This window comes from Paenibacillus sp. BK033 (genome assembly GCF_004345425.1).
Lineage (GTDB): Bacteria > Bacillota > Bacilli > Paenibacillales > Paenibacillaceae > Pristimantibacillus.
In genome coordinates, this window is record NZ_SLVP01000005.1 from 33727 (window position 1) to 53354 (window position 19628).

Here is a 19628-nt window from a genome sequence, read left to right on the forward strand (position 1 = left end):
TATGATCAGATCAAATGCAGGAATCGTAAGGCCAAACGCGGCTGTCTTGTACGCGATCTTCCGCATTTGGCCATTTTTTGCGATGATTTTCGGGATTATCTATCCGATTCCTGGTCTGGAAAAGGGCATATCAAGAAGTGCTTACCGGATTAATTGGCTGCAGCGATTTTTTTGAGCTTGTCCCATTCCTCGGCGTGGCTGCGCAATTGCTCCAGCAGTGCTTCCATTCGCCTGATCAGCTCCATTCTCTCCTCGGGATTCAGTTCCTGCAAGGATAAAGCCGCTTCATTGGGCAGCGGGGTGAAAGAGGGCAGGACAGCCAAGAGCTGATTCAGCTTCTTGTCCATGGCCTCGTAGGGACTGACCGGAGCAGGAATAGTCTCGACTGCAGTTGTTGTTGCTGTCTCGGTCTCGGTAGACTTCGGCTTTTCCGCCTTAGGCGCCTTTGGTTCGGCCGGCTTCGATTTCTCCGCCTTATTATGCTGCTGCACAGACCAGGTTTCCAGCAATCCGGGACCGGATTTGTAAAGCAGCTTGTCTTTTGTTGCGGCAGAAATGTCCTTGTCTTTGAACAGCTTGGCGATTTTCTTCACGTCCGAAGGCGGCATTTCGTCTCTTGCCATAATCAGAGCCAGCGGATCGCGATGCTCCATGGGCAAATCCTTGAGCGGCAGCAGCTGGTCCTCCGTGAGACGGTCCTTGCGGATTTCCGTGCCGCCAATGATAAGCTTCCGAACCGAGTTGCCGAATTTAAGCAGCTCGCACTTGTTCTTTATGTACGACTCCGGTTTGCCGAATTTGCTGGCCAGGAATTTAACGGATCGGCTGAACTTCGGATCGGTCATCAGCTTATTGAAAGCTTCTGCTTCCTCAATCGGAGAGAAGCCTTGACGCGTCAGGTTCTCCGCGATTTGCTCCAAATAGATCTCTTGTTCATCGGTCATGTTCGTCACGATGCAAGGGATCGTAGCAAGTCCAAGGCGTTTGCAGGCTTTATAACGGCGGTTGCCGTAAATAATTTTGTATCTTCCGCCATCAATCGTTCTTACTTTAATGGGGGAAAGAAGCCCGATTTCCTCAATATTACGCATCAGCTCGACCAAAGCTTCTTCGTCGAACTGGTAGCGGGGCTGGTCCGTATCTTCATCGATTTGGGTTAATGGGAGTTGTACAATATCCATCATTTATCTCCTATTCTATTGTTCTATCTTTCTATTATACCTTAAACATTGCTCCGGTTGCTTTTAAGCTTTACACTATTACTGTGGTAAGCCATTAATGTTGGTTGGAGGAGCGATAAGACATGAATGTATTGTTTATCGGCGGTACCGGCGTCATCAGCCAGGCCGTATCCAAGCTTGCTGTTCAGAAAGGATTTAACCTCTTTTTATTCAACCGGGGTAACCGGGACGGATTTGTACCCGAAGGCGCGCAGATCATTACAGGAGATATCCGGGATCCCGAGTCCGCCGCGGCAGCGCTGGAAGATTATCAATTTGACGTCGTGGTAGATTGGATCGCCTTTACGCCGGAGCATGTTCAGACCGACATTGAATTGTTCCGGGGGCGTACGAAGCAGTATATCTTTATCAGCTCGGCCTCGGCTTATCAGAAGCCGCTGCAGCATTATATCATAACGGAGCATGCAACGCCGCTGGAAAATCCCTATTGGCAGTATTCGAGAGACAAAATCGCCTGCGAGCAGCTTTTAATGAAGGAACATGCCGCATCCGGCTTCCCGGTGACGATTGTCCGTCCTTCCTTCACGTACGGGGATACGATGATCCCGGCATCGCTGAACAGCTGGCCGCATCCTTATTCGCTTGTTGCGCGCATGCGCAAGGGCAAGCCGATTATTGTTCACGGCGACGGCACTTCCCTATGGACGATGACACATAATTCGGACTTTGCAAAAGGTTTCGTAGGGTTGCTTGGCGAGCGGACTGCGATTGGCGAGGCATACCATATTACATCGGATGAAGTACTGACGTGGAATCAGATTTACGAGGCCATTGGCGCCGCCGCCGGCGTTAAGCCGAACCTTGTACATATTTCGTCGGACTTCCTGATCGCCCATGACCCGGATTTGGAAGGCGGCCTGCTTGGCGACAAAGCGGTAAGCGCGGTATTTGACAACAGCAAGATCAAGAAGCTTGTACCGGCATTTGCGGCCACCGTGCCGTTTGCGGAAGGGATTAAACGGACCATTGATTGGTTTGAAGCTCATCCGGAGAAGTGTACGGAGGATGAGGCCTGGAACGAGCAGATGGACCTCATCATTGCGGCGCATTCGTCGAATACGAACATAAATGGGTAGTTTGTTGCAAGAAAAAAGAAGCGATGCAGGGATTCCCCCGTATCGCTTCTTTCTCTGTCTATACAGCCAGATAGGAGGAGACGATCCTTTTCACTCGCTCCATGCCTTCCCACATATCGCCCGGACCGTCGTAGATCAACACATAAGCACCGTTAAATCCGGCGGAAGCGACGGTGTCCAGGCAGCGGCGAAGCTCGGTTTCATCCGGAATTCCGTTGCCGTCGTATTGGGGCTTGACATGGACCGATACGCTGAGCGGAGTCGTAAGCGCAATTTCTTCGTATTTCAGCTCACCTTTAAAGTTGCCGAAATCCGTGATCGTAGCAGCTTGCTCGCCCCATTGATCCAGCAGCTTCATGGAGCTTGCGCCAGTGGAGGTGAGCGCCTTGAAGTTCTCCGTGATGACCCTGACGCCAAGCGTGCGGCCGTATTCCGAAAGCTCGGCCAATCTGGCTGCGGATTTCGATATGGCTTCGTCATCCGTCGGATCTGCTTCGCCTGCCACAACCCGGATCTGCTTCGCTCCGCTTAAGGAAGCTGTCTCGATCCACTTGCGGATATAAGCCATATCGGCTTCCACCCGGGCTGGATTAGAGGAAGTAATATCGCCGTAATCAAGCAGCAAGGTATCGAAGGACAAGCCTGCTGCCGCAAAAGCCTGCTTTACTTGTGCCAGATACTCCGGTTCGACGGACGGGAAATGGAAGTGGCAGACCTCAACGGCTTGGTATCCGCGACCCGCTGCTTCCGCGGGAAGCTCGAGCAGAGAATGCAACAACGGCTGTTCTTGAACGGACGTGTCGTGAGTGCCGGTTTCTTCGTTCCATACGGTCCAGCGCAGCGGGCCGAGATTGCGGTGCAGGCTCCAGGTGCTTAACGACAAATAAGACATATGTACAAATCCCACCTTATCGATTGTTTTCACTCTGCCATTATACACCAGATCCCTTAACAATAAATTTATTCCTGTTAGGGATTGATCATCACTCAAATTTGAGTATAATAAGTTAGGGTAATCAAATTTGAGTAAGGTCAAATGACTACAGAAGGGAAGTTTGTATGGACGCGAAAAAAAGTAGTGTCAAATTAGTAATCGCGGGCCTTTTGCTTGGCCTGTTTATGTCGGCGCTCGATCAGACGATCGTATCGACGGCGATGGCTAAGATCATCGAGAAGCTTGGCGGCATGGATAAATTCGTATGGGTTTATTCCGCTTATATGATCGCAATGGTGGTCGCAACGCCGATCTTCGGCAAGCTGTCCGACATGTACGGGCGGAAACGGTTCTTTATTTCAGGCCTGATCTTTTTCTTGATCGGTTCCATTCTCTGCGGTACGGCAACCGACATGACGCAGCTGATTATTTACCGTGCGATCCAAGGTATCGGAGGCGGCGCGATTATGCCGATTGTCTTCACCATCATCTTCGATTTGTTCCCGCCGGAGAAGCGCGGCAAGATGATGGGTCTGTTTGGTGCGGTGTTTGGCATCTCGAGCGTATTCGGTCCCATTATGGGCGGTGCCATTACCGACAATATCAGCTGGCGCTGGATTTTCTACATCAACGTTCCAATCGGGATCTTGTCTCTGATCTTTATCATGAGAGGCTATCAGGAATCGAAAAACCACCGGAAGCAAGTGATTGACTGGGCCGGTGCGGTTATTCTGATGGCGGCTGTCCTGCTCCTGATGTTTGGTCTCGAGCTTGGCGGCACCGACGGCTGGGCATGGGATTCGTTCAAAACCATCTCGCTGCTTGCGGGTGCGGGCATTCTGGCCGTTGTTTTCCTGTTTGTCGAGAAAATGGCGAAGGATCCGATCATCCCGTTGACCTTGTTCAAGAAGCAGCTGTTTACGAGCAGCATGATGATCAGCCTGCTGTACGGCGGCATTATGATTGCCGTCGCTACTTATATTCCGCTGTTCATGCAGGGCGTATTTCATCTGTCGGCCACAAGCACAAGCACGGTTCTGACACCGATGATGCTGGGCGTTGTTGTGAGCGCGCAAATCGGCGGCCGGATTGCGAACAAAGTCCGTTTCCGCGACGTCATGATCGCCTCATCGATCGTATTGATGATCGGCACCTATTTGCTTGGGTATGTGATGGATGCCACCTCGAGCCGTGCTCTGATTACCGTATTTATGGTTATCATTGGCCTGGGTATCGGCGTATCCTTCTCCTTGCTGAATATCTCGACCTTGAACTCCGTTCCTCCGCAATACAAGGGTTCGGCGTCGTCTTTGATCACGTTCTTCCGCACAATCGGTTCCGCGCTTGGCATTACCGTGTTTGGCGCCATGCAAAAAACGCATTTCCAAAACTCGCTGCAAGACGTACAGGGCATCAAGCCGGAAATGGCTGCGCAGATCAAAGGCGGACAGGCGCTGCTTGATCCGACGGTTCAGGCCAAAATGGGGCTGCCCGCGGATTTCGTAACCATTCTGCTTGGCAAGCTGTCCGATTCCATTCTGTTTATTTTCCAGTGGAATGTTATTTTGCCGGTACTGGCGTTTGTATTCGCGATTCTGATGGGACGCGCGCGACTTGAGCTTCCTGCAAAATCGAATCAGGCGAATCAGGCGCAAGCCAAAGACGATGCAGGCAAGCCGGAGCCATCGTTCTCTGGGAGATAAGGACCATGTCGATGAAGCTGTTAATATTGGGGCTTCTAATGGAACGAGACCGACATCCTTACGATATAAGACAAACGATTAAGCAGCGGAACTGGAATGAATCGTTCAAGCTGCGCGACGGCTCCTTGTATTACGCCGTAGACCAGCTGCGGGACCACGGCCTGATAGAAACGGCTGAGATTGTAGCGGTTCCGGGCGATAACCGCCCGGACAAGACGATTTACCGGATTACGGAGGAAGGCAAAAAAGCATTCCATAAACTGCTGTACGATCAGCTCAGCCAATTTTCGTATCCGCAGCATCCCTTGTTCCTCGCGCTGCCTTTCATTCGTTACGGCGATCAGGAGCTGCTCGAGCACCTGCTGCTGAAGCAGCTGGCAGCTTGCGAAGAGCGTATTAAACGCATGGAAAAGGTGCTGGAGATCAAAGGAACCTTTCTTCCGGCCGGCTCCGGCATGATGATTAACGGAGTCAAGAAATTCGGGGAGGCGGAGAAGGAGTGGCTGCTGGAGCTGCTGGAGCAGGCAAGGAACGGCACCCTTCTTCAAGGGCCAAGCTGGACGCTTGAACAGATCGAGCAGTATCTCAAATCTCATCCCGGACCTCAAATGCCGGAAGAATAGTACAAATAAAGCTAAAGAACCGCACACTGATGCGGTTCTTTTGTTTTTATTTTACTAATTTTCGCGGATCGAGTCAGATGGGTGCGACTTTTTCGTGCGTATTGTGGTCAAAGCGATTCGAATGGACGGCATCCGCTCCGAATCCGCTTTTTCGGCCAAAGTTTGGCATGAAGCTCCGACAAAGAAACAAGCAAGCCGCGCAGGATATTTGACACGTTTTTCAAATCCTCCTATGTACAATCTAACCTATACCACAGCAGGTATGTCTGATTTACAAAAACGAGGGAAGAGGTGTAACGATGCGTACAAAAATCAATTCAAAAGTGCTCGTATATGTACTTTGTATAGCTTTGTTCATGACCTTGAGCACGCGTTTTTTACCTTCAAATAAAGTGTCTGCTGAAGTAACGCATGATTTATCTACTGCTCATTTATCCATTGCAGACGGCAATATCGTGGTAAGTGACGCTTTGCAGCTGTTCACGCCGCAACTGCCGGAAGCCGCTGAAATAAAGCCTATAGAAAGGCAAGAAGCTGTTCTGACGGAACCCGAGCCAAGTACCCTCCCCGAAATACATAGCGCAGCCGCGCAGCCCTCTGTGCAAGAACCGCCCATTCTTACATACGCAGTAACCGCGTTTTACCTCAACGTCCGCGAGAAGCCGGATGCAGACTCCAATATAATTCAAGTGCTTCAGCAAGGGGACACCATCGAGGTGGACCACGCAACGGATAACGGATGGCTGGCATTGAAGGATCAAGGCTTTGTCCATGGGCGTTATGCGGAAAAGCTGGAAGTCAAGTCTGCCCCGGCTGCCGAAAAGAAACTTGAGGTCCAAGTACTGGCGAAAGCGAATACAATTGCGGAACCGCCGCTTAACGATACGTTGGAGATTAAGCCTGCCAAAGCAATACCATTGCCTTCCGATCCCGGAAAGCCAACATCCGCGGTGGAATCGGATTCGGGGCTGACGGAAGAACATATTGCGAAGCTGTTCGAAAAAACGGCGCTTGCGAATCACGGTTTGGAGAAGGCCGTTCTCGAAGTGGAAGAGGAATACGGGATTAACGCTTACTTCACCATTGCCGTCATGAAGCTCGAAAGCGGAAATGGCAAGAGTACGCTGGCTAAGAAGAAAAACAATTTGTTTGGCCTAAACGCAATCGACAGCGATAAATACAACAGAGCATTCGCCTTCGAAACGAAGGGCGACAGCGTCCGAAAGTTCGGCCAGCTGCTGGCAAAAAATTACGTTGGTAAAGGCTACACGACGATTGACAAGGTAGCGAGAAAATATTGCCCGACCAATCCCAAATGGGCGAGTCTGGTTATGAATATTATGAAACGCGATTATAAGAAGCTTTAACATAACGACTTAACGGGAAACAGGAACCTTTTAGCCCAGGCGTCAATAAGTTATATAGTCAAATGACTATATGACGGAGGTATCAAGATGGATAATCGAGGTTTTGTTCCTTTTGGCGGCGGCGGCTTTGGCGGCGGATTCCGTCCACCGTTCCGGCCTTTCCCGCATCCTTTCTTCCCAGGTCGTTTTCTGTTCCCGTTCTTCTTTTTCTCGCCGTTCTTTTTCCCTTTTATCCGGGAGGACGACCGCAACTACTACTATGCTCATCACCAAGCGCAGGCGGGAGATACGATGGAGCAGATCGCCCACGCGTACAACATCCCAAGCACGCTGCTAGAGGAAGCCAACTTGCATATCGCGAATCCAAAATCCCTCAAACATGGGGAAACGGTTGTCATTCCGCGAATCTCCAATATGTACTGTCATAAAACGTACATGGATCTACCGGCAACGCAATCGCTTGGACAACAATCTAATATCCAGCCTAACGTGCAGCCAAACATGGCAAATCCTAACATGGTGAGCCCTGGCATGACAAGTCCGAATATGGCAAATCCACATATGCACGGGACATCCGTAAATGGCCCGTTCTAAGCCAGGCAACAATAACGTCCGCTCCTTCTAGATGAAGAAGGAAGCGGACGTTATTGTTTTCAAGAAATGTTTAATTCTTTCATCTCCCACGGGCTGATCGGACTCATGCGCACGAATCGGGAGTGGAATTGCACCAGCCGTTTGCCACGGGATGCGTGCAAGGTCTCAGCCTCCAGCTGTACCTCGGACAGCCAGGCTTCCTCCCGAGGTAATTCACGGCCGTCCTTCCGGCGGATAGAACGCCAATCCTGCTGCTGCGAAAGCAGCGCCTCCGACTGCTCTTTGGGCAGGCCTTCCGTAAGAATTCGGATCATCTCGGGCTCTTCATGGTGCAAGGCTTCAAGCAAGCCTTGGCCAAGGAGAAACGGGGACGAGTCTGCAAAATAATTCCGAAGCTTACCTGCAGCCTTGTAAACCATGAGCTGATGAGGCAAATCCGGGTTTTCGGATTTATGGGTAGAGCTGTTCAGGAAATGCACGCAAAAATGCCCCGAAAAGCCATTCTCCGGTATTCCGTCTCCGCCGTGCGGCATTCCGTTCATGGAAGCCGCGATTTGCCGGCCGTCCTTCTCCGCGATTATCGCCTTTCTGTCCCACGTCCAGCCCTTGTTGTAAATTTGCTTCATAATTTCGGTATCCGCCTTGGTTACAGGTTGAACATCCGCATGATCATGCCCGGCTCTGCGCTGCACGCGAAACGATAACCCGGTCTCCATATCCTTTATGACAAAATAGGCTTTTCTGGAGAAGAGCTTCTCCGCGTCCTGCCAATCCAGCAATTGTCCGTAATGACGCGCGCGCAAGGCTTCGGCGGACTGCTGCAGCTTTGCGACGGCTTTTTCCGGTAGAGCAAGCATTTTTGACTGCGTCTCATCCCATACGCGACCGCTGACATCCACGCGAAATGAAGGTACGGAGAAGCCTTCCCGGGAAATATACAGATCCGAGAAACGCGGGATTTCATTGGATGCTTGCCAATTCGGAGAATAAACGGCGCTTACGATATCCGGATCTTTTATCCTCTCATGGTCCTCGAAGGCAGCGTCAGGACTTGATTTGACGGTTAATCGCAGAACGGATTGACCGTCGGCTGCTTCTTTCATCACAGCAGACCTTGCATGGAGACGATCTTCCGGAATCCAAGCAAGGGCGAATACAAGCACGATCGTTATGCACGTCCTAACACGCTTAAATCGCTTAAAAAGCATATTTTCCTCCCGTTTCTAAATAATTGAAGCTTCTGCGAACCATACTATCCCTTGTCCATTATTATTCTCGGCTTAAATAGCGCTTATGTGACGATAGGAGAAGTGAAGAATGGGATTTAACGGAATTTGGATAGCCGGACTTGCTATCTTGCTGCAGCAGCAACCTGTACAACCCGTACAGCCCGAGCTGCCTTATATCGTGCCAGAACATCTAACCATCGAATTCCGCGGACAACCGCTAGCCCAGCTTAAGCGGGAGGAATACGGTCTTCCGGGAACATCCTTTCTGGATACCGGGAAGTTCGATAGCCTGTTGTCCAAGCTGGATAAAAGAATCAGCATGCCGCCGGTAAACGCTTATATCGGCGATAGGGGGACGATCGTACCTGAACAATCGGGTTATCAGCTGGACCGCGATCAATTTGCCACGCAATTTTACGGCTATTTCTTTAACAACAAGCCATCGACCATTGAGCTACCCATAACCCACATGCACGCGAGGGTAGACAGCGAGCTGCTTGCCAGCATTAAAGAAAAAGCGATTGGCCACTATGTCACCTATTACAACAGCAGCAATAAGAACCGTTCCCATAACATTTCCTTGGCTGCAAAAGCGATATCGAACACGGTTGTTTTTCCCGGCGAGACGTTCTCGTTTAACCGTACCGTAGGGCCAAGAACCCCCGAGAAGGGGTATATGAGTGCGCCGATAATCGTCCGCGGCGAACTGTCAGAGGGAGTGGGAGGAGGCATTTGCCAGGTGTCTTCCACATTATTCAATGCCATTGACAGCGCGGGGCTCACAATCATCCAGCGGTATTCGCATAGCCGGCATGTGCCATACGTGATGCCTGGGCGGGATGCTACCGTCAGCTGGGACGGGCCGGATTTCGTATTCAAGAACCAATACAATCAGCCGGTACTGATTCGGGCCTTTGCCGGCGGGGGACGTGTCTTTGTGTCCGTCTATTCCTCCGAGCTTATTGAATACAAGCACAGGGATATCCCGAGCATGTCGAAGAAGCTGCCCGAGGAAGTTGCGTTCAAATCCCAGCATCATGATAGTAATGAAGGGACGGGATTGCTGCCGTGATCAAAAAATTAACCGCATTAATCCTTTCCGCTGTTGTCAGCTCGTCTCTGCTTTCTGCGACCAGCGCAGCGGCAGAAGGGGAACGGGAAGCGCTGCAGGCTGCTTTTATCCGGACCAATAATTTATGGCTGGCCATTGATGAGGTTCAGAAGCCTCTGACGAAGGAAGAATATATCCGGAGCCCCCAATGGTCGATGGACGGAAAATGGATGACCTTCCTCCGGAATGAGAACAGGCCGGAAGTGTGGACCTACGAAGCCGCAACCGGCGGGATGCGCAAGCTGGGAGAAGGCACCAATGCCAAATGGGCCCCAAACGGCAATCGAGTGGCCATCTTGTCGGGAAGAACGCTCAGCGTGATGTCGGCTGACCGGCCAAGCGACCATTCGCAGGACCATATCATGGACAATGCAGGGGAGTTCTCGTGGCTGCCGGACGGCAGCGGACTGCTTGCGTCTACAGCGGCTGAGCTGCTGCCGGAAGGCGGCTGGGCACCGATTGAGCTGTATGTATTAAAGCCTAACGGTTCGGCCGGTTCCTGGACGAAGCAGCTGTTTTACCGGCTGCCCGCGCAATCGGATGATTTTTTCGCCATTCAGACAAGCCCGTTCAAATGGTCGCCGGACGGAAGATGGATCGCGTTTATCGCGAAGCCAACCGCTTCCTTGTCTTCCGATGCCAACACCTTGATCCTATTGTCTTCTGACGGCCAGAGCTTTGTGAAAGCCGGACAGATGCTTGGCTATTCCGATTGGTTTCAATGGGCGCCGTCAAGCGGCCAGCTAGCCTTCATCGAAGGCACGGGAAGGGAAGCGACATCAAACAAAAAGCTGACGATCCTGGAGGATGTCCCTGCGTTGAAGAAGCGGGTGCTGACGCCTCAAGGCTATGCCGATAACGATTTTACATGGGATCGCGACGAAGCGATTATTGTGTCCCGAAGGAAAGATGCGGCCTGGTCGGGCGATGAAGAGGACAGATCGTTGCCATTGCTGGCGAAGGTCAATCTTCGTTCAGGCCAGAGCAAAAATCTGACGCGAGGCATCGACGGCTATGGCGATTATGCCCCAACCATCATGACCAACGGGATGATTGCATTTGTGCAATCCGGCCAAGGCTCCGCGGAAGTCAAGCTCATCAAACCGGGCGCAAGACGGTCTTTATCCTGGCTCACAAAGCTGACGGTTGCCGAAGATTATTACGGCAGGGCGAATTGGAGCGACATGATCGGTTATTTGAACAAGCGAACGAAGGAGCTCCCATGACGGAGCTCCTCCTTTCATTTGCCTTAATGGGTAACGGAACATCTAGCCTGTCGAAGGGCTGTTCGGAACATGGCCTTTTTGGTTGCGGTTCCGGTCCGTTGACCCCGCCACATTATTTTCAGCTTCCAGCGAGTTGAACTGCAGTGCATGCATTTTACCTTGGAAAGAGCGTCGTTTATTATGCGACATGTTTGTTATTCCTCCCTGCGATAGAATGGCGCCTACAACCTGTGGCGACATTAGATTGCCCGCTGGCCGATTCAAATATCGCGTGAAAAATCTTCTCTTTACACCATGACATGGATAGCCTACTATTGAACCTGTCAGCATTTTTGTAAACGTCTTCATAACGAAGGGAAAGATTGGCGTTCTGCAACGAAGGCGAAAGAAGGAGAGGTAGCAAATGGAGAACAGCAATAAATTCGCTTGGACCTGGAAAATCAAAGAGGAAATGCTTGAGGAATACGTAGCCATGCATCTGGCCCCTTGGCCTGAGATCATGGAAGAGCATTCGCGAGCGGGCATCCGGAATTATTCGATCTTTCAAAATGGCAATCAGTTTTTCTACTGCTTCGAATGCGACGATGTCGAGAAGGCGTTCGGCATAATCGCCGAGAGCGAAGCGTGCAACCGTTGGAACGCCATCACCTCTCAAATGGTGGAGGGATCGTTCGACTTCCGCGAAGCCGAGCCGATTCGTCCGTTAAGAGAAGTCTTTTACCTGAAATAACCGGTAATCATGAGTCGAATTTTCTAGGGCTGCTTGACGCGATTTAGCGTTAAGCGGCCTTTTTTCGTTACCTGGAAGAGAGCGGCTTTGCAGAAAGTCGAAAATCGTCGTATTATATAGACTAGGTGTCATTTTTATCGAGTTTTGAGAGGAGCATTTATACCATGAGCGAGTTGAGTCAATACGGTATTCAATTAACAGCACAAATCATACATGCTAAGCAGTTTGAGAAAAAAATGAGAGGCTACAGCCAAGAGCAGGTGGATGAGTTCCTCGACGAGATCATCAAGGACTACAGCCGCATGCAGGAGCTGATCGTGAAGTTTGAAGCTGACCTGGCGAACATACATAAGGAACTAATGAAGGACAAGGAAGCCTTCGATTATTTCATGATCAAACGCCGTCTGGAAGACCTGGAGCAGCGCGTATTCGGGGAAAAGAGAGAAACGCTTCGCCCGCGCGTATTCTAATCGCAGATACAAAAGCCGCTTGGCTCTATGTCCGATAGAGCTGAAGCGGCTTTTGTATGCGAACGGGATTTATTTGTTTCCTCTGCGTACCTTTAATTGCTTGCCTTTTACCGTCGTATTCTTCATCAGCTCAAGCACCAGCGATCCTTTTCCGTTCAGAATCTCAACATCGGTCGCATGATCGAGTATGGTAATGATTCCGATATCGTCAGCCGTTACCCCTTCGAGCTTTGCGATGGTTCCGACGAAGTCTACCGCCCTGAATTTCTTTTTCTTCCCGCCATTGAAGTTAAGCTTCATAATTTGCTTGTTCAGCTGCTCGCGGCGGTCTTTTTTCAATTCAACCCCGACATTGATTTTGCGTTGGAAATCGTCAAGTCCTTGGCCAACGTCTACTTCGGAAGGAGCCTGCACCCTTGGGATCGCGAAGCCAATATAGTCTTCAATCTCCGCCAGCCGCTTGCCGTCATTAGGCGCCAGGAACGTAATCGCCTTTCCGTTCTTGCCGGCGCGTCCGTGCGTCCCGTACGGTGCACGTAACTTTCCTTCTCCAGCGGGATATCGTAGTTAATGACATGGGTGATATTCGTAATATCGATCCCCCTTGCAGCTACATCCGTAGCAATCAAATAGCGGAATTGGCCTCTTCTGAACGCATTCATCACTTCGAAACGTTCTTCCTGCTCCAAACCGCCGTGGATGCGATCGCATGGATAGTCGAGTTCGGCCATCGACCGGAACAGCTTGTCGACATTCTCTTGGGTCCGGCAGAAAATAATGCAGCTGTCCGGATTCTCCACGACAAGTACGTCCCGAAGCAAGGTCAGCTTATCCGCTTCCTTTATTTCAATAAGGGAATGCTCGATGGTTGCCGTTGTTAGTCCGCTCGCCTGAATCTCGATTTTCGCGGGTTTGTCCATATACCGCCGTGACAGCTTGGCGACATCCTCGGGGAAGGTGGCGGAAAACAGCATCGTTACCCTGTTACTTGGCAATGCCTGAATAATCGATTGGACTTGTTCGATAAAGCCCATATTCAGCATCTCGTCGGCTTCATCAATGACCAAGTAAGCCAGTCTGTCCAGCGCGAGCGTGCCTCGCTCGATATGGTCAAGCACCCGTCCCGGCGTCCCTACTACCATGTGCGTCCGTTGCTTTAGTTCAGCCCGTTGAATATGGAAAGGGGATTTCCCGTAAAGCGCCGTCGCTTTGATTCGTTTAAACCGTCCGATATTGGCGATGTCTTCCGTGACCTGAACCGCCAGCTCGCGGGTTGGCGTCAGGATTAAAGCTTGCGGCTTATTCTCGTTCCATTCCACAAGCTCGCAGAGCGGAATGCCGTAAGCCGCCGTTTTGCCGCTGCCGGTTTGCGATTTGACGACCAGATCCTTTTTCTCAAGCGCGACGGGTATGACTTTCGCCTGCACCTCCGTTGGGGTGTCAAAGCCTAGGCTGCTCAATGCAGTCGTAATTTCCTTGCTTAATCCTTTAAATACCGTCATCTCAAACCTCTTCTGCTTCATATTCTCTTGTTCATTATACCCGGAATCGTACTTGATAGTGTTATAATCGGTAGAAGAATGAAAGGATGATAGCGATGAGCGTAATTAGATTAGAGAATGTGACCAAGAAATATGAAGACGCTATGATCTTTCGCGATATTTATTTTCGCCTGAGTCAAGGGGAGCGCGTTGGCTTGATTGGCCGTAACGGTGCGGGGAAGTCGACGGTATTCAGGCTTATTATGGGCAAGGAGGAGCCAACGAACGGGAAAGTAGAAATCGATCCGCAAGTGAAAATCGGCTACTTCTCGCAGTTCTCGGAGCTTAGCGGCAGCTTATCCGTTCATCAGGAGCTGGAAATGTGCTTTGAGCAAGTTGCCCATATCGAGCGGGAGCTGCAGGAGGTTGCGGAAAAGCTGGGAATGGCGACGGATGACGGAGAGATGGACAAGCTGCTCTCGAGACAGGCGGAATTGTTCGAGCAAATGGAGCATTTGGACGGCTGGAATGTGTCCGTCGAGATTAACACCGTGCTTACGAAGCTGGGGTTCAACGATAATTCGCGTCATCAGCCGGTCGACGAGTTGTCCGGAGGCTGGAGAAACCGCGCGGCACTAGCGAAAATGCTCATACAAACACCGGATGTTGTCCTGCTCGACGAGCCTACGAACTATTTGGATATGGAAGGCATCGCTTGGCTGGAGCAGTGGCTGTTCCGGTTCAAGGGGGCCATGATTCTGGTTTCCCATGACAGGGAATTCATCGATAAAGTCGTTACGAAAACGATTGAGATCGAGAACTATCATTTTCAGGAATACGACGGCAATTACACCGATTATGTCCGCAAGAAGAAAATGCGCAAGAAGGAGCTGGACCGCCAATTCGAGTGGGAGGAGGAGCTCCTCCTCATGGAGGCTGAAGCCATCGACAGCCGCAGCAGCAGGAAGACGTCGAAAGACCGTCTCTCTCGCAAACTGGCGGACAATAAGAAACGGATTGAGCCTCATCCCGTTAATGTGCTGATCACCGATATTTACGAGAAGCTGCGTTTTCCGGATAAGTTATGCGAAGTGAAGAAGATCAGCCAAACCTATGACGGCAGGCGGATATTCGAGAATATCAGCTTTGATATTCAGAAGGAAGACCGTCTCGTAATCGTTGGCCCTAACGGGAGCGGTAAATCCACTCTCATCAAGGCGTTGACAGGGCAGGAGAAGCCGGAATCCGGCGAAGTCGTCTGGGAAAGAGGGGTAAGTTACGCTTATTTCAACCGGATGTGGGAGGAGCTCGATCCGAAGGACACGGTCAGCCACGCGGTGAACACGTATGGGCTGGGCCTGGATGCGCCGCGGAAAAAGGTTAATAAGTTCCTGTCCATGCTGCAATTCTCGGAGAATGATCTGAGCAAATTTATCGGCAACCTGTCGGGCGGGCAGAAGGCACGCGTTGCGCTTGCCAAATGCCTTCTCTCCGGTGCCGCCGTTATCCTCTTGGACGAACCAACGAATCACCTTGATTTAACGAGCATTCAGGTGATGGAGCAGGCGTTAATTCATTTCCCGGGAGCGGTTATCACCGTCAGTCATGATCGATTCTTTATCGATAAAATCGGAACCAAGATGCTGACCTTCGATCCGGAGACCGGAGTAAGCGAGCAGAGCTTGTAGAGAAACGCAAAGGCAGGACAAAGCGCGTATGTGCTTATGTCCTGCCTTTTTTATTACGGGAAAAGTTCAAAGCTTTAAACAAGCCGCAAAATATATTTTGTTTATACACGAAAAAGGCATAGACATACGAACATTCGTGCTCTTAGAATAGGAATATATTTCTATTTCCATGATTCTCCAATTTAGGGAGGGGTCAATTCAAATGCAGGACATGATTCACATTCATGAAGGCTGGACCAGCGCCAGTCCGGAGGAAGTCGGCTTCGATAGAGAGCATCTCCGCCGTCTCGACGATCATTATGCTTCCATTATCGGAAACGGTACGATTCAGGCCGCAAGCTATATCATCGCAAGAAAAGGAAAGGTATTCGCGCATCGCTCGCTTGGCAAGCTCCGCCATGAAGAAAGCAGCGCGGATCTCCGACCTGATTCCATTCGGAAGATTTACTCGATCACGAAAGTGTTCACGGCGGTTGCCATTCATCAGCTGGTTGACCGCGGGAGAATCTTCCTGACGGAATCCGTCAGCCGGATCCTTCCCGAATTCGATAACGATAAGCACCGCGGCATTACGATTTTCCAGCTGCTTACCCATACCTCCGGCCTTCAGGGAGATCCCGGCTTTTATCAGGAGCCTTACGGTCTTCCGTGGTACGAGTGGATGGCGCACGAAGCGAAGAAGGCTTATCCGCATGTCAATTGGCTGCAGGTTGTGTTATCCGGTCCAATGCAGCGCATGCCGGGCAAGGAATGGATCTATTGCTCAAGCGGGTATGCCGTATTGGGCGAGATTATCGCCAAGGTATCCGGCAAGTCCTACGAGGCGTACATACACGATGAGATTCTGGTTCCCCTGGGCTTAACGAAAACCTTCTTCAAGGTGCCGGAAGAACAACGGGGCTTGGTCTGCTGCACGAATGATTGGGAGAAGAGAGAAATATACGAGCCGCGCGAGCGGACGGCGGACATGCCGAACGTGGCGGGCAACGGTCTTTATTCGACGCTGGAGGACTTGTGGAAATTCGGGCAGATGATGCTGGACGGCGGAGCCGGCAACGGCAATCGCGTATTGTCCAAAAGGTCCGTCGAGCTGCAAACGGCCAATCATCTGCATGGCTTGACGAACAGGGGCTGGGGCAATCTTCATACGGATTTCAAATACGGGTTAGGCTGGTCGGTGGATCATTTCGATCTGGCCAGCAAAGGAACCTTCTCGCATGAAGGCTACGGTCACTGCGGCTTATACGTGGATCCAGTCGAGGAACTGGTATTCGCATTTTTGGTTCCAAGCCATAAAGGCTTTACGAATGAATCGGTCGTTACCCCGCGGGCTATCGTCTGGTCGGGATTGGAATAATAATTAGCCTTTAACGGAGGGATGCCCATGTCAACATCGGATGTATACACGGCAATACAACCGCAGGAGACCGGATTCGATCCGGATGCGCGGCTTCGGCTGGAGGAGCATTTCAAGTCGCTTATCGAACAGAACCGGATTCAAAGCGCGGCTTATCTTCTCTCTTCCAATGGCAAGATATTTGCAAAAGGGGCTTTCGGACAGCTCAAATATACGGATCCCGATTCGGTCTACAAGGACGATACGATCCGCAGGATCGCGTCGGTAACCAAGCTGTTTACGGCAACGGCGATCTTCCAGCTGGTCGAGCAGGGCAAGCTGTTTCTCCGGCAGTCGGTATCGGAGTGGATCGGAGAATTCAAAAATGCCACGTACGAGAAAATTCAAATCTGGCACCTCTTGACCCATACTTCAGGCCTGCAGGCGGATCCCGGCTACTTCCAGGAGCCTTATCCGAGAGGCTGGTGGGATATGCTCTTCGCCTTCGAGCCGGAGACGGAAGGGCCGGATGCCGTCACGGATCCGGAGGAGCTGGAGAAGCTGCGCCGCAGCCAGTGGATTCGATCGCTCTTGTCCGGCCAGCCGTTATCGGCGCCCGGCGCGGAGTGGAGTTATTCGTCAGCCGGATTCAATGTCCTGGGCGAGATTGTATCCCGCGCAAGCGGAATTCCGTTCGAGCAGTACGTGATGGAGAAGATCGTAAAGCCGCTTGGCATGAACCGTACGTTCTTCGAAATTCCGGAGGAGCTGCTGGGCGAGGTATGCTGGATTAACGTGCAGGAGGAGAACCGCGATACGAAGAAGCATGACCGCAAGTACAGTCCCCAAAGAGCCGGAGGCGGCTTGAACTCCACCTTGGATGACTTGTATCGCTTTGGTCAGATGCTGCTTAACAACGGAACGCTTGACGGCGTCAAAATCTTGTCCCGCAAGTCGGTCGAGAAGATGAGCACGAATGTGCTGAACAGCGGGATTGAAGGCTTTTGCTGGGGAGGGCGAATCAAAAGCTTTACTTACGGACTTGGAGCCAATCTGACGGGGCATGACGACTGGCTGCCTGTCGGTTCATACGGTCACGAAGGGGCAGGACGCTGCAAGCTGCTGGTTGATCCTCAGCATCAATCGGTCGTTGTGTTCTTTGTGCCTTCCAATCTGGACTGGTGTCCGGAGTCGATTAACGGTACGCAAAATATTATCGGCTCCGGCTGGCTGTGAAGCGGTTGACCGCCGTCATTTCCGCGATCGGCTTAGCGACCTACAAGGAGTGGGCTGCGTTCCGGTCGCATATGGCGGCTTCGCTGCTCGTTGGTCCTGTCATGTTCCTGGTTCAGGTGTTTATCTGGAAGGCCGTATACCAAGGGCATGAAACGTTAAACGGACTGACCTATCAACAAATGCTTACCTATTATGGCGTCGCCAGCCTTATCCATTACATCTCGTTTGACTTCGCCGACTGGAACCTGCAGATGCTGGTGCGCAGCGGGAAGTTTGTCACCTTTGCCCTAAGGCCGCTGCCGCATTGGCTCTTCGCGCTTGCCCAGAAGATCGGCCACCGCTCGCTCGCGCTATGGGTTGAAGTGCTGCCTGTTCTTCTTTTGTTTATCTTTGTCTTTGGCGTAAATCTGCAGCCCGCGGCTCCGGGCTGGGCGATCTTGTCGATTGCGTTCAGCTTCCTGATGAACTTTATGATCAATTATTGCGTTGGACTAACCGCCTTCTGGCTGATCCGGGCAGAAGGAATCCGGCGGGTGTTCCTGCTGCTGAAGGATATTTGCGCGGGGGTATTTATCCCGCTGTCCTTCTTCCCGGATGCGCTGCAGAAAATATTGTTTTTCCTGCCTTTTCAGTTCATCACTTATTTGCCGACCAGGGTATATGGAGGAGACTATGAGCTTGCCGGCTTCCATCTGTCGCTGCCTCAGGCGGTAGGCCTGCAAGCCGTAGCCGTTGCGGTCGCCGCTTTAACCATGACCTTTCTGTACAACGCTGCCATGCGGAGATTTACGGGGGTGGGCGTATGAGAGAGACGTTGCTCGGCGCGGTCCTTCGAACCAAATTTGCGGAGCAGATGGCGTATCGCAGCCATTTCTTCATCAGTGTACTAATGCTCGTTATCGGAGATCTGATCGTTCCGCTCGTTACGTTGCTTGTGTACAAGTCGGGCGCTTCGTTTCCCGGGTGGACCATGCATGAGGCGCTGCTAATTCAAGCGGTGTTCGCGTTGTCCAAGGGAATTGCCTTTCCGTTCTTCTTCGGGATGGTAGGGACTACGCTGGGCCATGTCCGCGAAGGAACGTTTGACCTGCTGCTGCTCCGGCCAAGACCCGTTATGCTGATGGCGATGATTACGGGCTTTGACCCGGATGATTTCGGAAGATTGTTCAGCGGCACGGTGTTGTTCGTTTACGCCTTAAACGGGATGGAAACGCCCGGCGGGGGGGCATGGCTGCAGTTCGTGCTTCTATTCCTGGCATCGGTAACCATGTTATGCGCGGTATCGCTGTTCTTGTCCGGCATGCTGTTCCGCTGGGTCGGCAGCAGCAGAGTCTTTGATATATTTGACGCCTTTACAAGCTTCGGCATGTATCCGGGAACCATCTTCTCGAAATCGCTGCAAAATATATTCACTTATGTTCTTCCCGTAGGCCTGATTGCCTTTGTTCCCGCCGAAGCGCTGCTTGGCCGGACCGGCTGGGGAGGGTTATGGGCGCTGCTGCCGGCTGCAGGTTTCCTGGCGCTCGGGATGCTGTATTGGAACCGGATGCTGAGAGGTTACACAAGTGCCGGCGGCTAGCCGT

Annotated in this window: 18 protein-coding genes and 1 pseudogene; 14 read left to right on the forward strand and 5 right to left on the reverse strand. The window is 51.5% G+C overall.

Annotated elements, in window-relative coordinates:
- Positions 1–149: 149 nt before the first annotated feature.
- A complete protein-coding gene (locus EV294_RS17505) occupies positions 150–1181 on the reverse strand; it encodes a ParB/RepB/Spo0J family partition protein (RefSeq protein ID WP_132309029.1) in 1032 nt (343 codons plus the stop codon).
- A 122-nt stretch (positions 1182–1303) separates the two neighbouring features.
- Between EV294_RS17505 and EV294_RS17510 the strand changes: the two genes are divergently transcribed.
- Positions 1304–2317 carry an SDR family oxidoreductase gene (locus tag EV294_RS17510; RefSeq protein ID WP_132309031.1) on the forward strand — a complete coding sequence of 338 codons (1014 nt, stop codon included), beginning with the start codon at positions 1304–1306 and terminating at the stop codon, positions 2315–2317.
- A gap of 58 nt (positions 2318–2375) precedes the next feature.
- On the opposite strand, the gene EV294_RS17515 is transcribed toward EV294_RS17510, so the two are convergent.
- Positions 2376–3209, reverse strand: coding sequence for a sugar phosphate isomerase/epimerase family protein (locus EV294_RS17515; protein WP_132309033.1), 834 nt, complete (start codon positions 3207–3209; stop codon positions 2376–2378).
- A 167-nt stretch (positions 3210–3376) separates the two neighbouring features.
- On the opposite strand from EV294_RS17515, the gene EV294_RS17520 reads away from it, so the two are divergent.
- The 4 genes from EV294_RS17520 to EV294_RS17535 all read left to right on the forward strand — a co-directional run bounded on the left by EV294_RS17520 (position 3377) and on the right by EV294_RS17535 (position 7538).
- Positions 3377–4954, forward strand: coding sequence for an MDR family MFS transporter (locus EV294_RS17520; protein ID WP_132309035.1), 1578 nt, complete (start codon positions 3377–3379; stop codon positions 4952–4954).
- Between the two features lie 5 nt (positions 4955–4959).
- Positions 4960–5577 (forward strand): PadR family transcriptional regulator, encoded by a 618-nt coding sequence (locus EV294_RS17525; RefSeq protein WP_132309037.1) that lies wholly within the window; start codon positions 4960–4962, stop codon positions 5575–5577.
- A 299-nt stretch (positions 5578–5876) separates the two neighbouring features.
- Entirely contained in the window at positions 5877–6944 is a 1068-nt protein-coding gene (locus EV294_RS17530; RefSeq protein WP_132309039.1) for a glucosaminidase domain-containing protein, read from the forward strand.
- A gap of 87 nt (positions 6945–7031) precedes the next feature.
- The gene (locus EV294_RS17535) at positions 7032–7538 is read left to right on the forward strand and encodes a LysM peptidoglycan-binding domain-containing protein (protein ID WP_132309041.1); all 507 of its coding nucleotides are present in this window, start codon (positions 7032–7034) and stop codon (positions 7536–7538) included.
- A 59-nt stretch (positions 7539–7597) separates the two neighbouring features.
- Here the strand turns inward: EV294_RS17535 and EV294_RS17540 are convergent, their stop codons facing one another.
- The gene (locus tag EV294_RS17540) at positions 7598–8746 is read right to left on the reverse strand and encodes a hypothetical protein (protein ID WP_132309043.1); all 1149 of its coding nucleotides are present in this window, start codon (positions 8744–8746) and stop codon (positions 7598–7600) included.
- Between the two features lie 109 nt (positions 8747–8855).
- Here EV294_RS17540 and EV294_RS17545 point away from each other — a divergent pair, with 109 nt between their 5' ends.
- Together EV294_RS17545 and EV294_RS17550 are read left to right on the forward strand one after the other, a co-directional pair.
- Positions 8856–9839: a VanW family protein gene (locus EV294_RS17545; protein ID WP_132309045.1), complete on the forward strand. Its 984-nt coding sequence runs from the start codon at positions 8856–8858 to the stop codon at positions 9837–9839.
- Positions 9836–11104, forward strand: coding sequence for a TolB-like translocation protein (locus EV294_RS17550; RefSeq protein WP_132309047.1), 1269 nt, complete (start codon positions 9836–9838; stop codon positions 11102–11104). Before EV294_RS17545 ends, EV294_RS17550 begins: the two co-directional genes overlap by 4 nt.
- A 42-nt stretch (positions 11105–11146) precedes the next feature.
- Here the strand turns inward: EV294_RS17550 and EV294_RS30330 are convergent, their stop codons facing one another.
- Positions 11147–11293 (reverse strand): hypothetical protein, encoded by a 147-nt coding sequence (locus tag EV294_RS30330; RefSeq protein WP_165930719.1) that lies wholly within the window; start codon positions 11291–11293, stop codon positions 11147–11149.
- Positions 11294–11507: 214 nt separating this feature from the next.
- Between EV294_RS30330 and EV294_RS17555 the strand changes: the two genes are divergently transcribed.
- Together EV294_RS17555 and EV294_RS17560 are read left to right on the forward strand one after the other, a co-directional pair.
- Entirely contained in the window at positions 11508–11834 is a 327-nt protein-coding gene (locus EV294_RS17555) for an L-rhamnose mutarotase (RefSeq protein WP_132309049.1), read from the forward strand.
- Between the two features lie 164 nt (positions 11835–11998).
- Positions 11999–12304 (forward strand): DivIVA domain-containing protein, encoded by a 306-nt coding sequence (locus EV294_RS17560; RefSeq protein ID WP_015844352.1) that lies wholly within the window; start codon positions 11999–12001, stop codon positions 12302–12304.
- 69 nt (positions 12305–12373) lie between these two features.
- Here the strand turns inward: EV294_RS17560 and EV294_RS17565 are convergent.
- Positions 12374–13806 (reverse strand): annotated as a pseudogene (locus EV294_RS17565) (DEAD/DEAH box helicase).
- Positions 13807–13901: 95 nt separating this feature from the next.
- Between EV294_RS17565 and EV294_RS17570 the strand changes: the two are divergent.
- The 5 genes from EV294_RS17570 to EV294_RS17590 all read left to right on the forward strand — a co-directional run bounded on the left by EV294_RS17570 (position 13902) and on the right by EV294_RS17590 (position 19624).
- Complete coding sequence (locus EV294_RS17570) at positions 13902–15473, forward strand: ABC-F family ATP-binding cassette domain-containing protein (protein WP_132309051.1); 1572 nt, start codon at positions 13902–13904, stop codon at positions 15471–15473.
- Positions 15474–15675: 202 nt separating this feature from the next.
- Positions 15676–16830, forward strand: a complete 1155-nt coding sequence (locus tag EV294_RS17575) for a serine hydrolase domain-containing protein (protein WP_132309053.1) — start codon at positions 15676–15678, stop codon at positions 16828–16830.
- A 27-nt stretch (positions 16831–16857) separates the two neighbouring features.
- Positions 16858–18045 carry a serine hydrolase domain-containing protein gene (locus tag EV294_RS17580; RefSeq protein WP_165930720.1) on the forward strand — a complete coding sequence of 396 codons (1188 nt, stop codon included), beginning with the start codon at positions 16858–16860 and terminating at the stop codon, positions 18043–18045.
- Positions 18042–18851, forward strand: coding sequence for an ABC transporter permease (locus EV294_RS17585; protein ID WP_132309057.1), 810 nt, complete (start codon positions 18042–18044; stop codon positions 18849–18851). The genes EV294_RS17580 and EV294_RS17585 overlap by 4 nt, the downstream gene beginning before the upstream one ends.
- Complete coding sequence (locus EV294_RS17590; protein WP_132309059.1) at positions 18848–19624, forward strand: ABC transporter permease; 777 nt, start codon at positions 18848–18850, stop codon at positions 19622–19624. The genes EV294_RS17585 and EV294_RS17590 overlap by 4 nt, the downstream gene beginning before the upstream one ends.
- Positions 19625–19628 lie beyond the last annotated feature (4 nt).